This is a genomic window from Roseibium sp. MMSF_3412 (genome assembly GCF_030733265.1).
Lineage (GTDB): Bacteria > Pseudomonadota > Alphaproteobacteria > Rhizobiales > Stappiaceae > Roseibium.
The window spans coordinates 62,557-78,348 of record NZ_JASHJI010000020.1 but is presented as its reverse complement, the minus strand read 5'-3'; the positions used below and the strand labels follow the sequence as shown (position 1 = coordinate 78,348).

14 protein-coding genes are annotated in these 15,792 nt (G+C 59.5%); 5 read left to right on the top strand and 9 right to left on the bottom strand.

The window, feature by feature from the left end; all coding sequences use genetic code 11:
- Positions 1-70: 70 nt before the first annotated feature.
- Positions 71-1,270 carry a pyridoxal phosphate-dependent aminotransferase gene (locus tag RBB49_RS25120; protein ID WP_306145664.1) on the top strand — a complete coding sequence of 400 codons (1,200 nt, stop codon included), beginning with the start codon at positions 71-73 and terminating at the stop codon, positions 1,268-1,270.
- A gap of 51 nt (positions 1,271-1,321) precedes the next feature.
- Here RBB49_RS25120 and RBB49_RS25115 read toward each other — a convergent pair whose 3' ends face one another.
- From RBB49_RS25115 to RBB49_RS25100, 4 genes are read right to left on the bottom strand one after another with little or no spacing between them, the layout of a single operon-like run.
- Positions 1,322-2,230, bottom strand: coding sequence for a hypothetical protein (locus tag RBB49_RS25115; RefSeq protein WP_306145663.1), 909 nt, complete (start codon positions 2,228-2,230; stop codon positions 1,322-1,324).
- Between the two features lie 7 nt (positions 2,231-2,237).
- A complete protein-coding gene (locus RBB49_RS25110) occupies positions 2,238-3,005 on the bottom strand; it encodes a class I SAM-dependent methyltransferase (protein ID WP_306145662.1) in 768 nt (255 codons plus the stop codon).
- Positions 3,002-4,531, bottom strand: coding sequence for a hypothetical protein (locus tag RBB49_RS25105; protein WP_306145661.1), 1,530 nt, complete (start codon positions 4,529-4,531; stop codon positions 3,002-3,004). The genes RBB49_RS25110 and RBB49_RS25105 overlap by 4 nt, the downstream gene beginning before the upstream one ends.
- Complete coding sequence (locus RBB49_RS25100; protein ID WP_306145660.1) at positions 4,518-5,528, bottom strand: glycosyltransferase family 2 protein; 1,011 nt, start codon at positions 5,526-5,528, stop codon at positions 4,518-4,520. Before RBB49_RS25100 ends, RBB49_RS25105 begins: the two co-directional genes overlap by 14 nt.
- A gap of 258 nt (positions 5,529-5,786) precedes the next feature.
- On the opposite strand from RBB49_RS25100, the gene RBB49_RS25095 reads away from it, so the two are divergent.
- On the top strand, positions 5,787-6,392 hold the full coding sequence (locus RBB49_RS25095; RefSeq protein WP_306145659.1) for a hypothetical protein: 606 nt from the start codon (positions 5,787-5,789) through the stop codon (positions 6,390-6,392).
- 121 nt (positions 6,393-6,513) lie between these two features.
- Positions 6,514-6,993 (top strand): DUF992 domain-containing protein, encoded by a 480-nt coding sequence (locus RBB49_RS25090; protein WP_306145658.1) that lies wholly within the window; start codon positions 6,514-6,516, stop codon positions 6,991-6,993.
- A 64-nt stretch (positions 6,994-7,057) separates the two neighbouring features.
- Here the strand turns inward: RBB49_RS25090 and RBB49_RS25085 are convergent, their stop codons facing one another.
- Positions 7,058-7,333 (bottom strand): hypothetical protein, encoded by a 276-nt coding sequence (locus RBB49_RS25085; protein ID WP_306145657.1) that lies wholly within the window; start codon positions 7,331-7,333, stop codon positions 7,058-7,060.
- 438 nt (positions 7,334-7,771) lie between these two features.
- Between RBB49_RS25085 and RBB49_RS25080 the strand changes: the two genes are divergently transcribed.
- Positions 7,772-9,838, top strand: a complete 2,067-nt coding sequence (locus RBB49_RS25080) for an elongation factor G (RefSeq protein WP_306145656.1) — start codon at positions 7,772-7,774, stop codon at positions 9,836-9,838.
- Between the two features lie 114 nt (positions 9,839-9,952).
- Here the strand turns inward: RBB49_RS25080 and RBB49_RS25075 are convergent, their stop codons facing one another.
- The gene (locus RBB49_RS25075; protein ID WP_306145655.1) at positions 9,953-11,086 is read right to left on the bottom strand and encodes a serine hydrolase; all 1,134 of its coding nucleotides are present in this window, start codon (positions 11,084-11,086) and stop codon (positions 9,953-9,955) included.
- 299 nt (positions 11,087-11,385) lie between these two features.
- On the opposite strand from RBB49_RS25075, the gene msrP reads away from it, so the two are divergent.
- Positions 11,386-12,348 carry a protein-methionine-sulfoxide reductase catalytic subunit MsrP gene (gene msrP, locus RBB49_RS25070; protein ID WP_306145654.1) on the top strand — a complete coding sequence of 321 codons (963 nt, stop codon included), beginning with the start codon at positions 11,386-11,388 and terminating at the stop codon, positions 12,346-12,348.
- Between the two features lie 461 nt (positions 12,349-12,809).
- Here msrP and RBB49_RS25065 read toward each other — a convergent pair whose 3' ends face one another.
- The 3 genes from RBB49_RS25065 to RBB49_RS25055 are packed head-to-tail and all read right to left on the bottom strand — an operon-like array spanning position 12,810 to position 15,762.
- Positions 12,810-13,706, bottom strand: a complete 897-nt coding sequence (locus RBB49_RS25065; protein ID WP_306145653.1) for a LysR family transcriptional regulator — start codon at positions 13,704-13,706, stop codon at positions 12,810-12,812.
- Positions 13,707-13,737: 31 nt separating this feature from the next.
- Entirely contained in the window at positions 13,738-14,706 is a 969-nt protein-coding gene (gene trxB / locus RBB49_RS25060; RefSeq protein ID WP_306145652.1) for a thioredoxin-disulfide reductase, read from the bottom strand.
- Positions 14,707-14,760: 54 nt separating this feature from the next.
- Positions 14,761-15,762, bottom strand: coding sequence for a mitochondrial fission ELM1 family protein (locus RBB49_RS25055; RefSeq protein ID WP_306145651.1), 1,002 nt, complete (start codon positions 15,760-15,762; stop codon positions 14,761-14,763).
- Positions 15,763-15,792 lie beyond the last annotated feature (30 nt).

Below are 15,792 nucleotides of genomic sequence, written 5' to 3'. Positions count from 1 at the left end.
CTCTTGTCTTCTGAGACGCACGGTTCTACGGTCCGCGCGCTGTTAATCCCGTTTCCCCCTGGAGGACATTATGGGCTTTCTTGCTGACGCATTGGCGCGTGTACAACCTTCTGCGACCATCGCTGTCACCAACAAGGCGCGCGAGCTTAAAGCTGCTGGCCGCGATGTAATCGGTCTCGGCGCTGGCGAGCCGGATTTCGACACCCCGGAAAACATCAAGGCGGCGGCCATCAAGGCCATCAACGAAGGCAAGACAAAATACACTGCCGTTGACGGTATCCCCGAGCTCAAGGCGGCGATTGCCGAGAAGTTCGAGCGGGAAAACGGACTGACATACGCGACGAACCAGATCACGGTCGGAACCGGCGGCAAGCAGGTGCTTTACAATGCCCTCATTGCGACCATCAATCCGGGCGATGAAGTCATCATTCCGACGCCCTATTGGGTCAGCTATCCGGACATGGTTCTTCTGGCCGGCGGAGAGCCGGTGATTGTCGAAGCGGACAAGTCCACGTTCAAGATCACGCCTGAAGCGCTTGACGCCGCCATTACGTCGCGCACCAAGTGGCTGATCTTCAATTCGCCTTCGAACCCCTCCGGAGCGGCTTACACCGAAGCGGAACTGAAGGCGCTGACCGACGTGCTCATGAAGCATCCGCAGGTCTGGATCATGACCGACGACATGTACGAGCACCTGGTCTACGATGACTTCAAATTCACGACGCCGGCGCAGGTCGAGCCCGCGCTTTACGATCGTACGCTGACCGTCAACGGTGTCTCCAAGGCCTATGCCATGACCGGCTGGCGGATCGGATATGCCGGCGGGCCTGCCGATCTCATCAAGGCCATGGCCAAGGTTCAGTCGCAGTCGACGTCAAACCCCTGTTCGATAGCGCAGTGGGCGGCCGTAGAGGCGCTTTCCGGTACCCAGGAATTCATCCCGGCGAACAACGAAACCTTCAAGGGGCGGCGCGACCTTGTGGTCTCCATGCTGAACCAGGCGAGCGGTATCTCGTGTCCTGTCCCGGAAGGAGCGTTCTATGTGTTCCCGTCCTGTGCCGGCACCATTGGCAAGACGGCGCCGTCCGGCAAGGTTCTTGAAAACGATGCAGATTTCGTGACCGAACTCCTGGAAACGGAGGGTGTCGCGGTCGTCCACGGATCGGCCTTCGGACTTGGTCCGAACTTCCGGATTTCCTATGCGACCTCGACCGAAGCTCTGGAAGAAGCCTGCCAGCGCATCCAGCGTTTCTGCGGCAATCTGAAGTAACCAGCGTCCCGGTTGGGCGACGCGTGGAAGGGCGGCATTTGCCGCCCTTTTTCAGTTGTGCGGAGTGTCGCCGACCGAGGCTCCGCGCGGCACTTTCAGCCAGCTTCCGGCAAACAGGAGCACATCGCCGAGGGTGGTCACAACGCGGAACAGGGCGGTTGCGATCAGAACGGTGTCTTCCTGATTCAGAAACGACAACAGCGCGATCAGGGTCGCCTCGCGTGTGCCTATGCCACCGGGTGCACCGGGCGTCAGATAGCCGACAAGCCAGGCGATGATACCGGCGCCCGCCAGAATGGCGACCGGCGCTTCCGACAGCAGGTTGAAGACCGCGGCAAATGTCCCGCCAAGACACAACATGAAAATCGCGGCAAGGCCGACTGACGGAAAGACCTTCGCGATTTGCCGTCCCGATATGCCCGGAGCGCGCGCCGGCAAGACAAGCGCAAACGCAGCGGCGCAGAAAAGAAACAGAGCCGAGCCGTACCATGCCATGTCCGGGATCCAGGGCAGAAGGTCCGAGAAAAAACCGAGAGACCCCAGGCACACGATGGTCACGGCTGCGCCAAGCGGGATTACGGCAAGTTCGAGCAGTGTTGCCTTGACGATCTCGCCGTCGCTGACCGTATTGCCGCGCAGGTAGAGCCCCCTTCCGATCAGATGTGCGACGTTGCCGGGCAGATATTTGGCAACCTGTGTGATGCAGAAGGACGTGAATGTCCGTGACCTGGGCTCGGAGGCAAAAAGGGTCACGATGCGATGCCAGCCTTCCGCCAGCAGCAACAGGGAGAGTGCGTAGGGAACAGACAGGGCCAGGATCAGCGTCACCTGGCTTGCGCTCGGCCGCCAGCCCGAAATCCCGTTCCAATGGCGCCGTATCTCAAAGGCGACAAAAACCAGCGCGACCAGAAGAATGAAGCGGCCACCCCAGACAGCAACACTTTTCAGTCGCGCTTCCACGCTGTCTTCACTCCTTGAGATATCCGGGCAGCCTCTTGAGCACGGTTGTTTCTTCAGAATAGGGCAGGGAGGGCGTCAGGCCCCGGTAAATCTGCGCCTGAAGCCCGCAGGTTCCCATCGGTTCCTGATAGCGTTGCCGCTTGGAATTGTCGAAAACGATGATGCCGTCGGCGGAGAGTTTTTCAACTGCATGACGCAAGCAGGCGCCGCGTGCGCGGCCGTCGATGACAATCACATCGAAAAGCCCGTCCTCGTGCAGGATCGCCCTGGCGTAGTTCTCAAACGAGAGACCGGCATATCCCGGTTTTTCCGACAGATAGAGGGGATCGGTTGCCGGTGTTGCCGGGGTCGCTTCGATGAGCATGTAGTCGGTGTTTCCACCGCATCGTTCGCGGCACAGGCGCTGGCCTACCAGCGCATGCCAGGACCGGTCATGCTCAACGCTCTTTAACGCGCCCACCCGTTTGCTGAGCCAGACCGTGCTTGCACCCGAGCCGTATTCGAACGCACGTGCCTGCGGGTGCGACCGCAGGAACGCATCGATCTCGTCGATCGCGTTGTAGGTCCACCAGGGAACATCAAGCTCGATCAGCCCGTCAATGTCATGGATTGCAAACAGGCTTCTGAGGAAGTGAGCCCAGCGATTGTTCGTGGCCGCTGCGTTCAGCCTGTTCAAGAGGCCGAGCCATTGCGCGACGGGGCGTGCAAGACGCATCGTTCCGACATAGGCCTGCTTGGCTCCTGGCAGCGGGTTGAGGTTCATCGCAACGCTCATCCGCCGATCCTCGGAGGTTGGCAGATTCTGAGTGTGTCTGCCTCCGAGAATCCCTTGTTTTCTGTCAGCAACCGGCATTGATCCATGGTCCAGACCGGTTTCGTTTGGTCATTCACCTGGAAGAACCGCAATTGTCCCGCGCTGTTGGCGGACATGAGCAGACCGACCATGAAGCAGGCACCGATGCCCCACTTCCAGCCAGCCTTTTCCGGCGAAGCGGCAAATTTCGGCACCAGCGCGGCAAGACCAATGAGTGCAAGAAGGCTCAAGGCCGGCCACATGTCGATCCTGTAGCGGAGCGTAACGCTGCCATAGGACAGCGTCAGCAACACGATTGTCAGCCCGCCCAAAACCGGGATTGCCATCTTCCTCCAGGTCGCTCTCGTCGCCGATGCCGCATAGCAGGCGAACAAGAGCCAGAGCGGCCACAGGAACACGATCCCGGCATAAGGCTGTTCAACCTTGATGAAACCAAGGTCGCCCGCCAGGACCCTTTTCGTGAAGGCGTGGAACTGTTCGGAGACAGGGTCCAGATAGGTTTTCACCATCGGCGGATCGAAGGCGTAGAGCGTGAAATTGTGCGGAATGCGTCTGATGTTGAACTTGCCGTGTTTCTTGAAAGCCTCAGCGCGTTCGCTGTCGGTTTCCTCAAAGCCCCAGTAAACGAAACCGTACTGGACTTCGGTCTTGGCGAAACTGCCATGGGTCTGGGTGGCATCGCCGAAACGGGCCACGTTCAGCCCCAGATATCCAAGGCCGCTTGCGCCGAGGATCGCGAAGGCGAGCACAATGCGCAGCCAGTGTTGTCTGAAGGAACTGACTGTCAGGACGAGCAGGCACAAGGTGCAGGCAAGGTATAGGCCGATTGCGATATTCGGCCGTGCATGAAGGGTCACGGCCGCCAGCAGTGCGCACGGGATTGCGGTCCGCCAGAACGGCCAGTTGCCGAAACCGACATGGGTCCAGATCAGCACGAAAGCGCCGGTCGCCGCATAGGCGAGCGCAATCGGCTCATGGTAGAAGGATGTGTTTGCCGCCAGCAAAAAACCGGGACTGCTGAACCAGATGGCGATGCCAAGCAATCGGCTCAGCGACAGACCGCGGTTTCCCAGCTGGCCGAGATCCCTGGCACATACCTTGAGAAACGCCGCATGGTAGCAAAGCGTTCCAAGACATGCCCACGCCCAGATGGAGAGTTGGGCAAGACCGACGCTTTGGAACGGCCAGAACCAGCCGAGCAGGAACCGGGTCACAAGCGGGCCGACACCGTGGTAGAGGTACGCTGTTCCGTCAGCCGTGTAGTGTCCCTCGATCTGGACAACACGCGCCGGCAGATCGAGGTGGCCGGCCAGGATCGCCAGATAGTATTCGTCATAAATGTTCTGGCCGAGGGGAAAGGCGTCTGGCCCCTGCAAAAGTCCGCTGGCCAGAATGCCGTAAAACACCGTGCCGATGGCAATCAGGTCGATCGCCCGGAACAGCGTGATGTTTTCGACCGGAGTTGCTGCGGAACTAGACTGAGTCATGCGACCGACCAACAATTCGAAGAGGTTCGTTTGCACCCGACTGCTTTTCGGAGGCAGAAGGCTGCTGCTCCAGACGGCGCACACGTTCAAGAACCGCCTCGGTCAAACGCCGGTTGGTTGCCAGCGCATCGCTCAAAAACGCGATCACGACCGTGATGTAGCCTGCCAACAGGAACATGCTGCCGAGGACAAGGGACTGCAACCGTCCTTCGCCATCGCCAATGGCGTAGAAGTAGAGGAACCGCAAAACGGGCAGCAGACCGACAGTGATCATGATCAGGCCGGCCCACAGGAAGGCGTTCAAGGAGCGGTACATGAAGTAGCTTCGCAGGATGGTCACGATCTGCTTCTTCATGAAACGGTAAGTGGACCCCGCGAGCCGCGACGGCCTTGTCGTCGGGTTTGTCTCCACCGGGACGGACAAGACGGTCAGGCCATGCTGTCCGGCGTGAATGAGCGTTTCCGTGGTGTAGCTGAAACGCGTCATCACGTTGATGGTGAAGGCCGCTTCGCGCGTATAGGCGCGAAAGCCCGAAACCGCGTCGCCAACATCAACACCGGAGAGGTTGCGCACGACGCGGGTTCCGAGCTTCTGAAGCTGACGTTTCAGCCACGAGAATTCCGGATTGTCGCCGGGCTTGCGATCGCCGACCACGATGTCCGCCTGCTTCTCCAGTATCGGCTTGACGAGATCAGGGATGCTGCCGCCCGAATACTGGTTGTCGCCATCGGTGTTGACGATGATGTCGGCGCCCAGGGCGAGTGCGGATTCGATCCCCTTCTGAAAGCTTCTCGCAAGTCCCTTGTTTCGTCCGTTCTGAACAATGTGGTCGACCCCGCACAGGCGGGCGATTTCCACGGTCCGGTCAGTCGATCCGTCATCAATGATCTGGATTTCAACCTTGCTGATCCCCGGTATCGACCTCGGGATACAGGCAACGACCAGGGCCAGAGTGGCTTCTTCGTTGTAGCAGGGGATTTGAACGATCAGTTTCATGGAAAACGCAAGACTTCAGACTGGTTTACGTTCGTTACGCCGTTGACCAGGTTGTGCGCTTGAGAGGCGGAAGACCTCTGAGAAGGGCTCCCGTTTCCGCAATAAATGTCCTGACCTTATCGTCTCTGAAACTAGCGCTCACACTTTAAAAAATTGATAATCCTTGGCTGTTTTGGCGAGGGTGACAGTGACAGGCTACAATGAAATCTGATGGTATCGCCGCAGGTACCAGACGGACAGCGTGAGAGGTTCCTGAAAATGAAATCGCATCAGCAACAATGGCTTCAGGATATCTTCGAAAGCCTCCCCTCCGTCGCGTTCCTGCTCGTGTGGCGCCAGAGCGGAGATCTGGAACTTGCCGGCTGGTGCGGCGCTTCGCTCGCGCTCATGTCGTTTGTTTTGTTCCATGCGGTGAAATCGAAGATGAATCCGGTACTGCTGGGGGTGAACCTGCATCTCCTCCTGGTGACGCCCCTGATCGTAGGCACCTTCCGCCTCGGCCTGACCGATCTGGGAGGCTTCCTTGCCGCTTACGCTCATAGTGGCGTTCTGCTGAGTGTATTCGCGGCCGGGCTTTGCCTGACCGTCTTCACAAAACGGGGTTTTGTCGGGTCCGCCGAAATGCCGCCCGAACAGAAGTGGCGATATTCGATGGTGATGCTGGCCGTCTCGGGGGCCGGAATGGTCTGGGCTCTGTCGAGACCCGAGAGCAGCCTGGTGCCAGTGATCATCACGCTGACCGCGCTGATCGGCGGACGCCGGTTCCTGCTTGCGCGCCAGGCGGACAACTCCGGACCTTCCGCTGTGGCCGCGTTTGCCGTCCTTCCGGACCGGGAAATCCCCGGCTCCGGGATCGAAGCCTGAACGCGCCAGAGCGATACGGCGGTGCACCTGCCCAGATTTTGACGCGATGCGGTTGCATATCTCGCGCGTTCCCGCCAGACGTTTCGTGAACGCGGGACTTTTTGATACGGAGATAATCATAATGCGCTTTTTCGGCACCGCGCTTGCCGCCGCCGCTGTCCTTCTGGCCGCATCGGCACAGGCTTCCGAAAACACCCCGAAGGTCGAAATCGGAACGTTGAGCTGCCTGGTGGAAGGCGAGCACAGTTTCATAGTCGGTTCTTCCGCGAAACTCGGCTGCAGTTTCAAACCGGTCGATGGCGGAGCCGTCGAATATTACCGGGGCGACGTGAGGGACTATGGTCTCGACATCGGCAAGACCAAGGAAGCGACGCTTGTCTGGGGAGTGCTCGCCCCTTCAGCCAATCGCAAACCGGGTCTTCTGGCCGGAACCTATGGCGGGCTCACGGCGGGGGCGAGCCTGGGTGCCGGGATCAAGGCCAATGCACTGCTCGGCGGCTTCGACAGGTCCATTGCTCTCAATCCGTTCAGCCTTGAGAGCCAGACGGGAACCAATCTGACGCTTGGCGTCAGCAAAATGACACTGGAACAGATCAACTGACGTCAATTTTTCCGGGTTGAAACTCAGGTTGCCCTGGTTGGACCGGGCGTTTTTCCGTCCGGTCCTACCTTTTCTGGATCTCGCACGGCGCGCCCGGGCCTGCGCAAGGGTTCGCGAAATTCTCGCGCTTGGCATTGAGGCGGTTGATCTGCTCGGTGCGGTTCAGGCGGTTCGCCTGGTCGATCTGTGTTCGGGTCGAGAAATTGTTCTTCTGATTGTTGAGATTCTGATTGAGCATCTGCTCGGCGGACGGCAGGCCGCCCGCGTTGGGCAGGCCACGGAGCTGGACGTTCTGCGCAGCCAGTGGCTGGACACAGAAGCAACAAAGGGACGCCAGCAAGAGGCAATTGCCAACACTCATCAAGGAAACCTTCGAATTCTTTTGTTGCCCGCTTAACGAGGCGGACCAAAAATCTCACCACAGGTTAGCGCTTCAACTGTACCGCAGGCAATGGGCCATGGAGCCGGTCCGGCCAGGGCCGCCTGGGCATGCGTTTCAAATGTCAGCGAACAAGACGGCAAGATCTTGTTTTCCGGCGATGTTTCTATCCGGACGGCGGAATTGCTGCGCTGCGGCGTATTATTCCCTTGCCTTAAGGCCGCTTTCGGCGCGACGATATCGGCTCGCCCCGGATCGAATGCCCGATTTGCAGGGCAATGAGCCATGCAGCCGGAACGGGCAAAGATTCATGAGGGGTGCGACGCGGCAGGCCCGCGTCTCTCGTCGGCCACGCCGCGTTGTTACGGGGACTATCCTCGAACACACGGGAGGCTCATTATGGCAAACACGATAAACGGAAAAGGATCAGCTGCCGGCAGTACGCCGCGCTGCATCGCCCTCGTCGGTCCTTTCGGCAGCGGGAAGACCAGTCTCTTGGAGGCGTTGCTTGCGCGAACGGACAAGCTGCAGCGACAGGGAACAGTGACCGACGGAAACACCGTCGGCGATGCCTCGCCGGAAGCGCGCGCGCATGGCATGAGCGTTGAAGTCAACATCGCCGAAACGGATTACCTGGGCGATCGTTTTGTTTTCGTCGACTGTCCCGGCTCGGTTGAATTCCTGAGCGAAATGGATGGAGCGCTGAGCGGTGTCGATCTCGCCATCGTTGTCGCGGAGGACGACGACCGCAAGGTTCCAGCCTTGCAGCTCATCCTGAAAGCTCTTGAAGCCCGCGCCATTCCGCGGGTTTTGTTTTTGAACAAGATCGACAAGAGCAACCGGCGCGTCCGCGATGTGTTGTCGGTGCTTCAGCCGGCCTCCGCCGTGCCGCTTGTGCTTCGGCAGATCCCGATCTGGGAGGACGGTCAGGCGACCGGTTTCATCGACCTCGCGCTGGAACGCGCGCATGTCTATCACGAGAAAGAGCCAAGCACGCAGATCGACATGTCCGATGAGGACCGCACGCGCGAACTGGAAGCCAGGTTCACGATGCTGGAGCTTCTGGCCGATCACGATGATGATCTCATGGAAGCGCTGCTGGAGGATATTGCACCGGATCGGGACCTGGTGTTTTCCGATCTTGTCAATGAAATGCGCGACGGGCTCATCTGTCCGGTGTTTTTCGGTTCTGCGGACCACGGCAACGGGGTCAGCCGCCTGTTGAAGGCGCTGCGTCATGAAGCGCCCGGTGTCGATGTGCTCAAACACCGGTCGACAGACAAGGCCACCGGATCCCTTCTTCAGGTCATCAAGACCATGCACACCCAGCACGGCGGCAAGCTTTCCATCGCGCGGGTGCTTGAGGGTGAGGTTTCGGATGGCGACAGCCTCTTCAGAAATGGCCGCGACGAGGTGAAGGTGTCGGGTCTTTTCAGCATCTTCGGACAGCATGCCAGCAAGACGGCGACGGCAGGCAAGGGTGATCTTGTCGCACTCGGTCGTCTCGACCACGTGGCGACGGGGGATCTTCTGAGCCATGAACAGGGCGACCTCGTCCGCATAGACGCCGGCGAGCGGCGGGCCCCCGTATTGGCAACAGCCGTCGCGGCGGCCCAGAGGAAGGACGAAGTCCGCCTGTCGACGGCGCTTGCGAAGCTGGTTGAAGAAGATCCGTCCCTGTCGATCAGTCAGAACCAGGCGACGGCGGAAACGCTGCTGGAAGGGCAGGGCGAAATGCATCTGAGGGTCGCCCAGGAGCGGCTTTCCGGAAAGTACGGGCTCGATGTCGCGGTGCATACACCGCACGTGCCCTACGCGGAAACCATCCGGGGCAAGGCCAAGGTGCGCGGGCGGCACAAGAAACAGTCCGGCGGACATGGCCAGTTTGGAGACGCCGTTCTGGAGATATCGCCGCTTCCAAGGGGCGAGGGCATTCAGTTCACCGACACGATTACCGGAGGCGTGGTCCCCAAGCAGTACATTCCCTCGGTCAGGGACGGTGTCCTGGACGCACTGACACGCGGCACGTTCGGCTTTCCGGTCGTGGATGTCGCTGTCTGCCTGACGGACGGCTCCTATCACTCGGTCGACAGCTCGGACCAGGCATTCAAGATGGCCGGTATTCTTGCGATCCGCGAGGGGCTTCCGGACTGCAAACCGGTGTTGCTTGAACCGATCCACAAGGTTGTCGTTGCCTGTCCGAACGATGCAACGGCAAAGGTCAACGCCATTGTTTCGGCAAGGCGCGGGCAGCTTCTCGGCTTCGACGCGAGGCCGAACTGGCCGGGTTGGGACGAGGTGCAGGCGCTTATGCCGGAAGCGGAGATCGGCGATCTGATCGTTGAACTCAGATCAGCAACGGCAGGTGTCGCCAGCTACACGTCCGAGTTCGACCACATGGCTGAACTGGCCGGGAAGGCCGCCGAGCAGGCGCTGCAGAAATCCGGAAAACAGCAGGCGGCCTGACCCGTAATTTGCTGGCAAAAGCACATTTTCAGGGAGGGGCCACAGGTCCCTCTTTGTTTTTCTGAGTTTCACTTTCCGGCCCGCATCCGATTTCACGAAAACGGGGCTCAACGATCAGTGGGCCGCGTAGACCGCGCGCTCGAATGCATCATAGGTTTCCATGAAAGCCGGTTCCACGAAGGGGAGGGACTGGGTCATGATCACGGCGGCCAGGTCCTTGCTGGGGTCAACCCAGTAGTGGGTGTTGCAAACGCCGGCCCAGCTTTGCGTTCCGGCAGACCGCTTTCCGGGAACATCCGAGTTGTGCAGTGCTGCGATCATGCTGTGAGACGTGTCATCCGGGAGAACGACATCGGCGGTGATGGGAGAGCAGGAAACCATCGTTTGAAATGTCAGGCCGTTCATCTGGTCGGCGAGCATCGTCTCCAGCCCGCTCGCGGACAGGATGCGATTGCCGTCCAGTTGTCCCCCGTTCAGGATCATGCGCAGGAAGCGCATGTAGTCGTTCGGGGTGGAGTAGAGGGCATGCCCCATGCCGTAGACTTCCGGCAGTGACGGCGGCGCGAGTTCCATGGGCGCGAATTTTCCGTCCTCGCCCCGAATATGGACGTCGGCGAGCCGTTCCTGCAGCCCCTCAGGTTCGAACGCCGTGCTGGTCATGCCCAGGGGGCCAAAGATCTCCTCCTGGCAGAAAACGTCTATGCGTCTGCCGTCAGCGGCTTCGACCATCTGACCCAGCCAATCGCTGCTGGGGCCATAGCCCCAGCGTGTTCCGGGATCTGAGGTCAACGGGTAATGAAGCGAACTCTTCAATCCGGACAGGATTGTGGGATGGCCGGTCAGTTCCATGTATCGCGGCACATCCGTGTTCCAGAACTCGTATTCAAGCCCGCTTGTGTGCGTCGCCAGATGACGCAAGGTGGCGCGGGTTTTCGGGGCGCGCAACGTCGGAGTGTCTCCGTCGAAACCCTCAAGCACCTTCAAGTCGTTCCAGTTGTCCATCAGGTCGCCGACCGGCGTATCGAGCGAGAGTTCTCCGCGGTCCACCAAAATGGCTGCCGCCAGGCCTCCGACTGCCTTGGTCATGGAGAAAACACGAAATACCGTATCCGCATCGACTTTCATCGACGCCGTGGCATTGCCAGCGGCGTGCGTGGATGTGACACCATTGGAATTGCCGGTCATGCCGACCACGAAGGGCACTTTCTCTTCCTGGACGGCACTTGTGAGTACGCTCTCGATCGACATGCGTGTTCTCCCCGTTATTGTCATTTTCTTCAATATCGAACAATAGACCCATAATCGTATTGGTTGCTATTGATTTCGCGATGCCACCTTACAGGGCGCGCTCGACCGAAATGCGTCCACCGCATTGCAATAGATTTCAGGCGGCAATCTCAGATCGGAATGCTTGCAAGATCTTTGAATTCCGGTTTGTGCCACCGCGCGTGTTTTTCCTTCACGATCCTGTTGCTCCCGGTCACTAGGGCGTTATTTGCCTTTGAAGCCCGATTCCGGTTCTTTCTTTGGCAAACAGGAGCCACGACATGAACATCTTGAAGAAACGCAGCTGGGAACTTCCAGAGCGTGAAGCCACACCGGAACATGTGTTTTTGAACCGCCGCCAGATCCTTGCAGGTCTCGCAGGCAGCGGTGTCCTCATGGGGTCCGGTCTCGGCGTGCGTCCGGCATTTGCGGAGGAGGATCCGAGTGCCGGGCTTTACCCGGTCAGCCGCAACACGGCCTTCAAGCTCGATCGTGACGTAACGTCCGAAGATATTGCTTCGCAATACAACAACTTTTATGAGTTCGGCTCCCACAAACAGATCTGGCCCGCGGCCCAGAAGCTTCAGATCCGTCCCTGGACGGTGACGCTGGACGGTCTGGTCGACAATCCGCAGATCGTCGATATCGATGCGCTTCTTGCCAAAATGCCGCTCGAGGAGCGGCTCTATCGCCATCGCTGCGTCGAGGCCTGGTCGATGGCCGTGCCGTGGTCCGGCTTTCCCCTGGCCGAACTGGTGAAGCTTGCCGGGCCGCAGTCCGATGCGAAATATCTCCGGTTCGAGACCTTCCTGGACCCCTCCATTGCCAGCGGTCAGAAACAGAGCTGGTATCCTTGGCCCTATGTCGAGGGACTGACGCTGGAAGAAGCGACCAACGAACTGGCATTCATGGCAACCGGGATCTACGGCAAGCCGCTTGCCAAGCAGTTCGGTGCCCCGATCCGGTTGGTGACGCCGTGGAAATACGGCTTCAAATGCATCAAGTCGGTTGTGCGGATCTCCTTTACCAAGGAGCGTCCTGTCAGTTTCTGGGAGGAAATCCAGCCGAAGGAGTACGGTTTCTGGGCAAACGTCAATCCGGAGGTACCGCATCGCCGCTGGTCGCAGGCGAGCGAGAAACTGCTCGGCACCGACGAACGCAGGGATACATTGCTCTACAACGGCTATGCAGAGCAGGTTGCCGGTCTTTACAAGAACCTCAGCGGTGAAAGCCTGTTCATGTAAGGGGTAAGCGCACTGTTTTTGTGCGCCGCAATATCGACTGGACAAAAAAAGAGCCGGGTCTTTAAGGACCCGGCAGTTTATTTTGATTCACTGAAAACAGTGGAATCACCTTCCAGAGGGGAACAGCTGGTCCGGGTATCACTGGGAGGAGGATGTGATCCCCGTGTGACCAACAGTGATGCTTATATGCGGTGCACAAGCTGCATAAACAAGTGGCAGGTGCGCAAATCTGCTATGCATTTTCTGCAATGCTGGGCCTCTTGTGCAAATCGCAGCGCGAAAAGTGTTTCTTTACAATTGTTTGTTTAGGCGTCTTCCCGCCAATCATCTAAACTTATTCGGGAAAATGCGGAATCCAGCGCTGCATGCATTTATCGAGCCCGTGGAAAAATCATCATTTGATCAAAAATTGGGCTGCACAAAATATTGTCAGGGCGAATTGAGGCCTGCACGTGGCCGGGTCAATAGACCCACTTCTCGGCGCTGCTGAGAAGGAATTCGCGAAACGCCTTGACGCGGGCCGTGTTCTTCAGTTCGGACGGATAGACGAAATAGGTGTCGAAGGACGGCACCTTGTCCTCCTGCTCGGTCAGGACGGGCACAAGGTTTGTTGCCTGGTCGATGATGTAGTCAGGCAGGATGGCGATGCCGACGCCCGTCTGTACGGCACGCTTGATGGCCACGAGATTGTTGACCTTCAAAACGGAGCGCCGCGGTTCGTTTGCCGGCCGGCCGGCGGAGTCGAGCCAGTTCATGGAGCGCAGATAGGCGGGCGCCTGCTCTCCGAATGTGATGATCCGGTGATTGTCGATATCCTCGATCGAGGAAGGCGAGCCGAAGCGCTGGATGTATTCAGGTGCCGCATAGACGTGAAAATGCACCGTGAACAGTTTCCTCTGGATCAGATCGGGCTGGGTCGGCTGGCGCAGCCGAATGGCAACGTCCGCCTCCCGCATTCCAAGATCCAGTTCATCGTCGTCGAAGATCAGGTGCAGGTCGACTTCCGGATAAAGCTCGACAAAGCTCTTGATGCGGGATGTCAGCCAGGTCGAACCGAGGCCGACCGTCGTGGTCACGCGCAGGATGCCGGACGGCTTTTCCTTGCTGTCGGTGAGGCTGGACTGGACGGACTCCAGCTTCATCAGCACGTCACTTGCCGTGCGGTAGAGCAGCTCTCCCTGCTCGGTCAGCAAAAGGCCGCGCGCGTGGCGGTGAAACAGGGGAACCCCCAGGTCCAGTTCCAACGCGCTGACCTGCCGGCTGACGGCCGACTGGCTCATGTGCAGAGTATCGCCCGCATGCGTGAAGCTGCCGGCCTGAGCGGCTGCATGAAAGATGCGCAGTTTATCCCAATCCATGCGTGCCCCTCCGCAGGACGCTCAGGCAGCCCTATTCGGCTGCCTGCTGTGTGGATGCCGCTTCATGTTCGGCCAGAAACTTCTCCGCTTCAAGGGCGGCCATGCAGCCCATGCCGGCGGCAGTGACCGCCTGGCGGTAAATGTCGTCGGTGACGTCGCCGGCTGCAAAAACGCCGGGGATCGACGTGCGCGTGGAGTCCGGTGCCGTTTCCAGATAGCCGTTCGGCTTCAGTTCAAGCTGATCCTTGAACAGCTCCACGGACGGCGCATGGCCGATCGCGATAAACACACCGTCCGTCGAAATTTCCTGAAACTCCCCGGTCTTCGTGTTTTTCAGGCGAACGCCGGTCACGGCTTTCGGCGTTCCCCCGCCCAGGATCTCGTCGACCTGGTGGTCCCAGACGACCTCGATCTTCGGGTTCTGGAACAACCGGTCCTGCAGGATCTTTTCAGCCCGCAGGCTGTCGCGGCGGTGAACGAGCGTCACCTTCGAGGCAAGGTTCGACAGGTAAAGTGCCTCTTCAACGGCCGTGTTGCCGCCGCCGACCACGACAACTTCCCTGTTGCGATAAAAGAAACCGTCACAAGTGGCACAGGCGGAAACGCCGGCGCCCATGTAGTCCTCTTCGGAGGGCAGTCCAAGCCAGCGTGCCTGCGCGCCTGTTGCGATCACGAGCGTATCGGCGGTGAAAACCGTGCCGCTGTCCGCTTCCAGACGGAACGGCCGCTGCGACAGGTCGGCCTTGACGATGGTGTCGTAGATGATCTTCGTGCCGACATTTTCAGCCTGCTTCTGCATCTGCTCCATCAGCCACGGTCCCATGACCGCGTCGGCAAAGCCGGGATAGTTCTCGACATCCGTGGTGATCGTCAGCTGTCCGCCGGGCTGAATGCCGGCGACCATTGTCGGCTCGATCATGGCGCGTGCCGCGTAGATTGCCGCGGTGTAGCCGGCCGGGCCGGAGCCGACGATCAAGAGCTTGCTGTGTTCCGTGCTCATGAGACACCTTTTCCTGTCTTTTTATCCTGCCTGCCGAACGGGTCCGGCGGCTGTTCAAGCCGCTGTCTCGCTCTCGCGCTTTCTGGACGCGCTGAACGCCGTCCTGATCCGGTCAGCGATCAGGGGCGTGGCATCTATCGGCTCGTAGGTAGTTGTTTTTAGCGGGCCTGGGAAGGGGTGAACAACACCCATGCGCTGCAAACGCGTCAAAAAGGCGGTGATTTTGTTGTGACCGCCCGATGGATGGAAGACGTGAAGCGGTTTTCCGGTTGCGGCCGCCTCGCCGATCATGTTGGTCGAATCGGCGGTTGCCACGATCGCGTCCGCCTTTGCCAGGTAATGACCAAGCGGATTTGGCGCTTCACCCGTCCAGAACAGATGCCCTCCGGACTTGGCCAGGCTCGACAGGCCATAGGCGAGCGCCGGTGGTGTCCGGCGCGAAGCCGTGATCATGAAGCTGGCCCCGTCTTCCGACGCCATGGTCCGCAATCCGTTCAAAAGGCGGTGCTGGTCGCTTTCGGTGAATGTGTGGTGGCGGCTGTCGCCGCCAATCAGAACGGCAACGCGCGGATGGACCAGACTGTCGATCTCGGGCGTCCTGTCGCTGCGCAATCCGGCGAGCTTTTCTGCGGAAAAGCGATGGGGAGATGTGGGGGTTGCAAGGACGTTGCGGCCCCGGAGCCGGTCATGCTCTGGCACCCAGATGAGATCCGCCGAGTCCGGCCCGGTTCTGGGGTCCTTCAAAAACACCGTGAAGGTCTGGCCACCGGAACGCCTTTTGATGCGCCGGAGATAGGCGGCAGCCCGGCGGCCGGATGCAATGGCAATATCGGGATAGGGCGGTGCGATCGGGCTTCCGGGCCGCGTTTCCCATTCGCGCGGGTCGGTCGGCCCGTACGGAAGCCACCAGGAAAAAGGCGGGCGTGGCGCGACTGTTCGCTCCGAAAAGGGGACGCCGAGCGCTTCAGCGACACCGATACACTGGGCGACGTCACCGGCCTTGCCGTCAGTCAGTACCCAGACGGATGTGGGAGAGGTCTCCGGCTCATCGTGCATCTAAGGAGAACATCCCCTGTCGTAATCTTT

Coding starts and splice junctions, on each gene's coding strand:
- RBB49_RS25120 (WP_306145664.1), top strand. CDS start 71: ATGGGCTTTCTTGCTGACGCATTGGCGCGTGTACAACCTTCTGCGACC.
- RBB49_RS25110 (WP_306145662.1), bottom strand. CDS start 3,005: ATGAGCGTTGCGATGAACCTCAACCCGCTGCCAGGAGCCAAGCAGGCC.
- RBB49_RS25105 (WP_306145661.1), bottom strand. CDS start 4,531: ATGACTCAGTCTAGTTCCGCAGCAACTCCGGTCGAAAACATCACGCTG.
- RBB49_RS25100 (WP_306145660.1), bottom strand. CDS start 5,528: ATGAAACTGATCGTTCAAATCCCCTGCTACAACGAAGAAGCCACTCTG.
- RBB49_RS25095 (WP_306145659.1), top strand. CDS start 5,787: ATGAAATCGCATCAGCAACAATGGCTTCAGGATATCTTCGAAAGCCTC.
- RBB49_RS25090 (WP_306145658.1), top strand. CDS start 6,514: ATGCGCTTTTTCGGCACCGCGCTTGCCGCCGCCGCTGTCCTTCTGGCC.
- RBB49_RS25080 (WP_306145656.1), top strand. CDS start 7,772: ATGGCAAACACGATAAACGGAAAAGGATCAGCTGCCGGCAGTACGCCG.
- RBB49_RS25075 (WP_306145655.1), bottom strand. CDS start 11,086: ATGTCGATCGAGAGCGTACTCACAAGTGCCGTCCAGGAAGAGAAAGTG.
- msrP (WP_306145654.1), top strand. CDS start 11,386: ATGAACATCTTGAAGAAACGCAGCTGGGAACTTCCAGAGCGTGAAGCC.
- RBB49_RS25065 (WP_306145653.1), bottom strand. CDS start 13,706: ATGGATTGGGATAAACTGCGCATCTTTCATGCAGCCGCTCAGGCCGGC.
- trxB (WP_306145652.1), bottom strand. CDS start 14,706: ATGAGCACGGAACACAGCAAGCTCTTGATCGTCGGCTCCGGCCCGGCC.
- RBB49_RS25055 (WP_306145651.1), bottom strand. CDS start 15,762: ATGCACGATGAGCCGGAGACCTCTCCCACATCCGTCTGGGTACTGACT.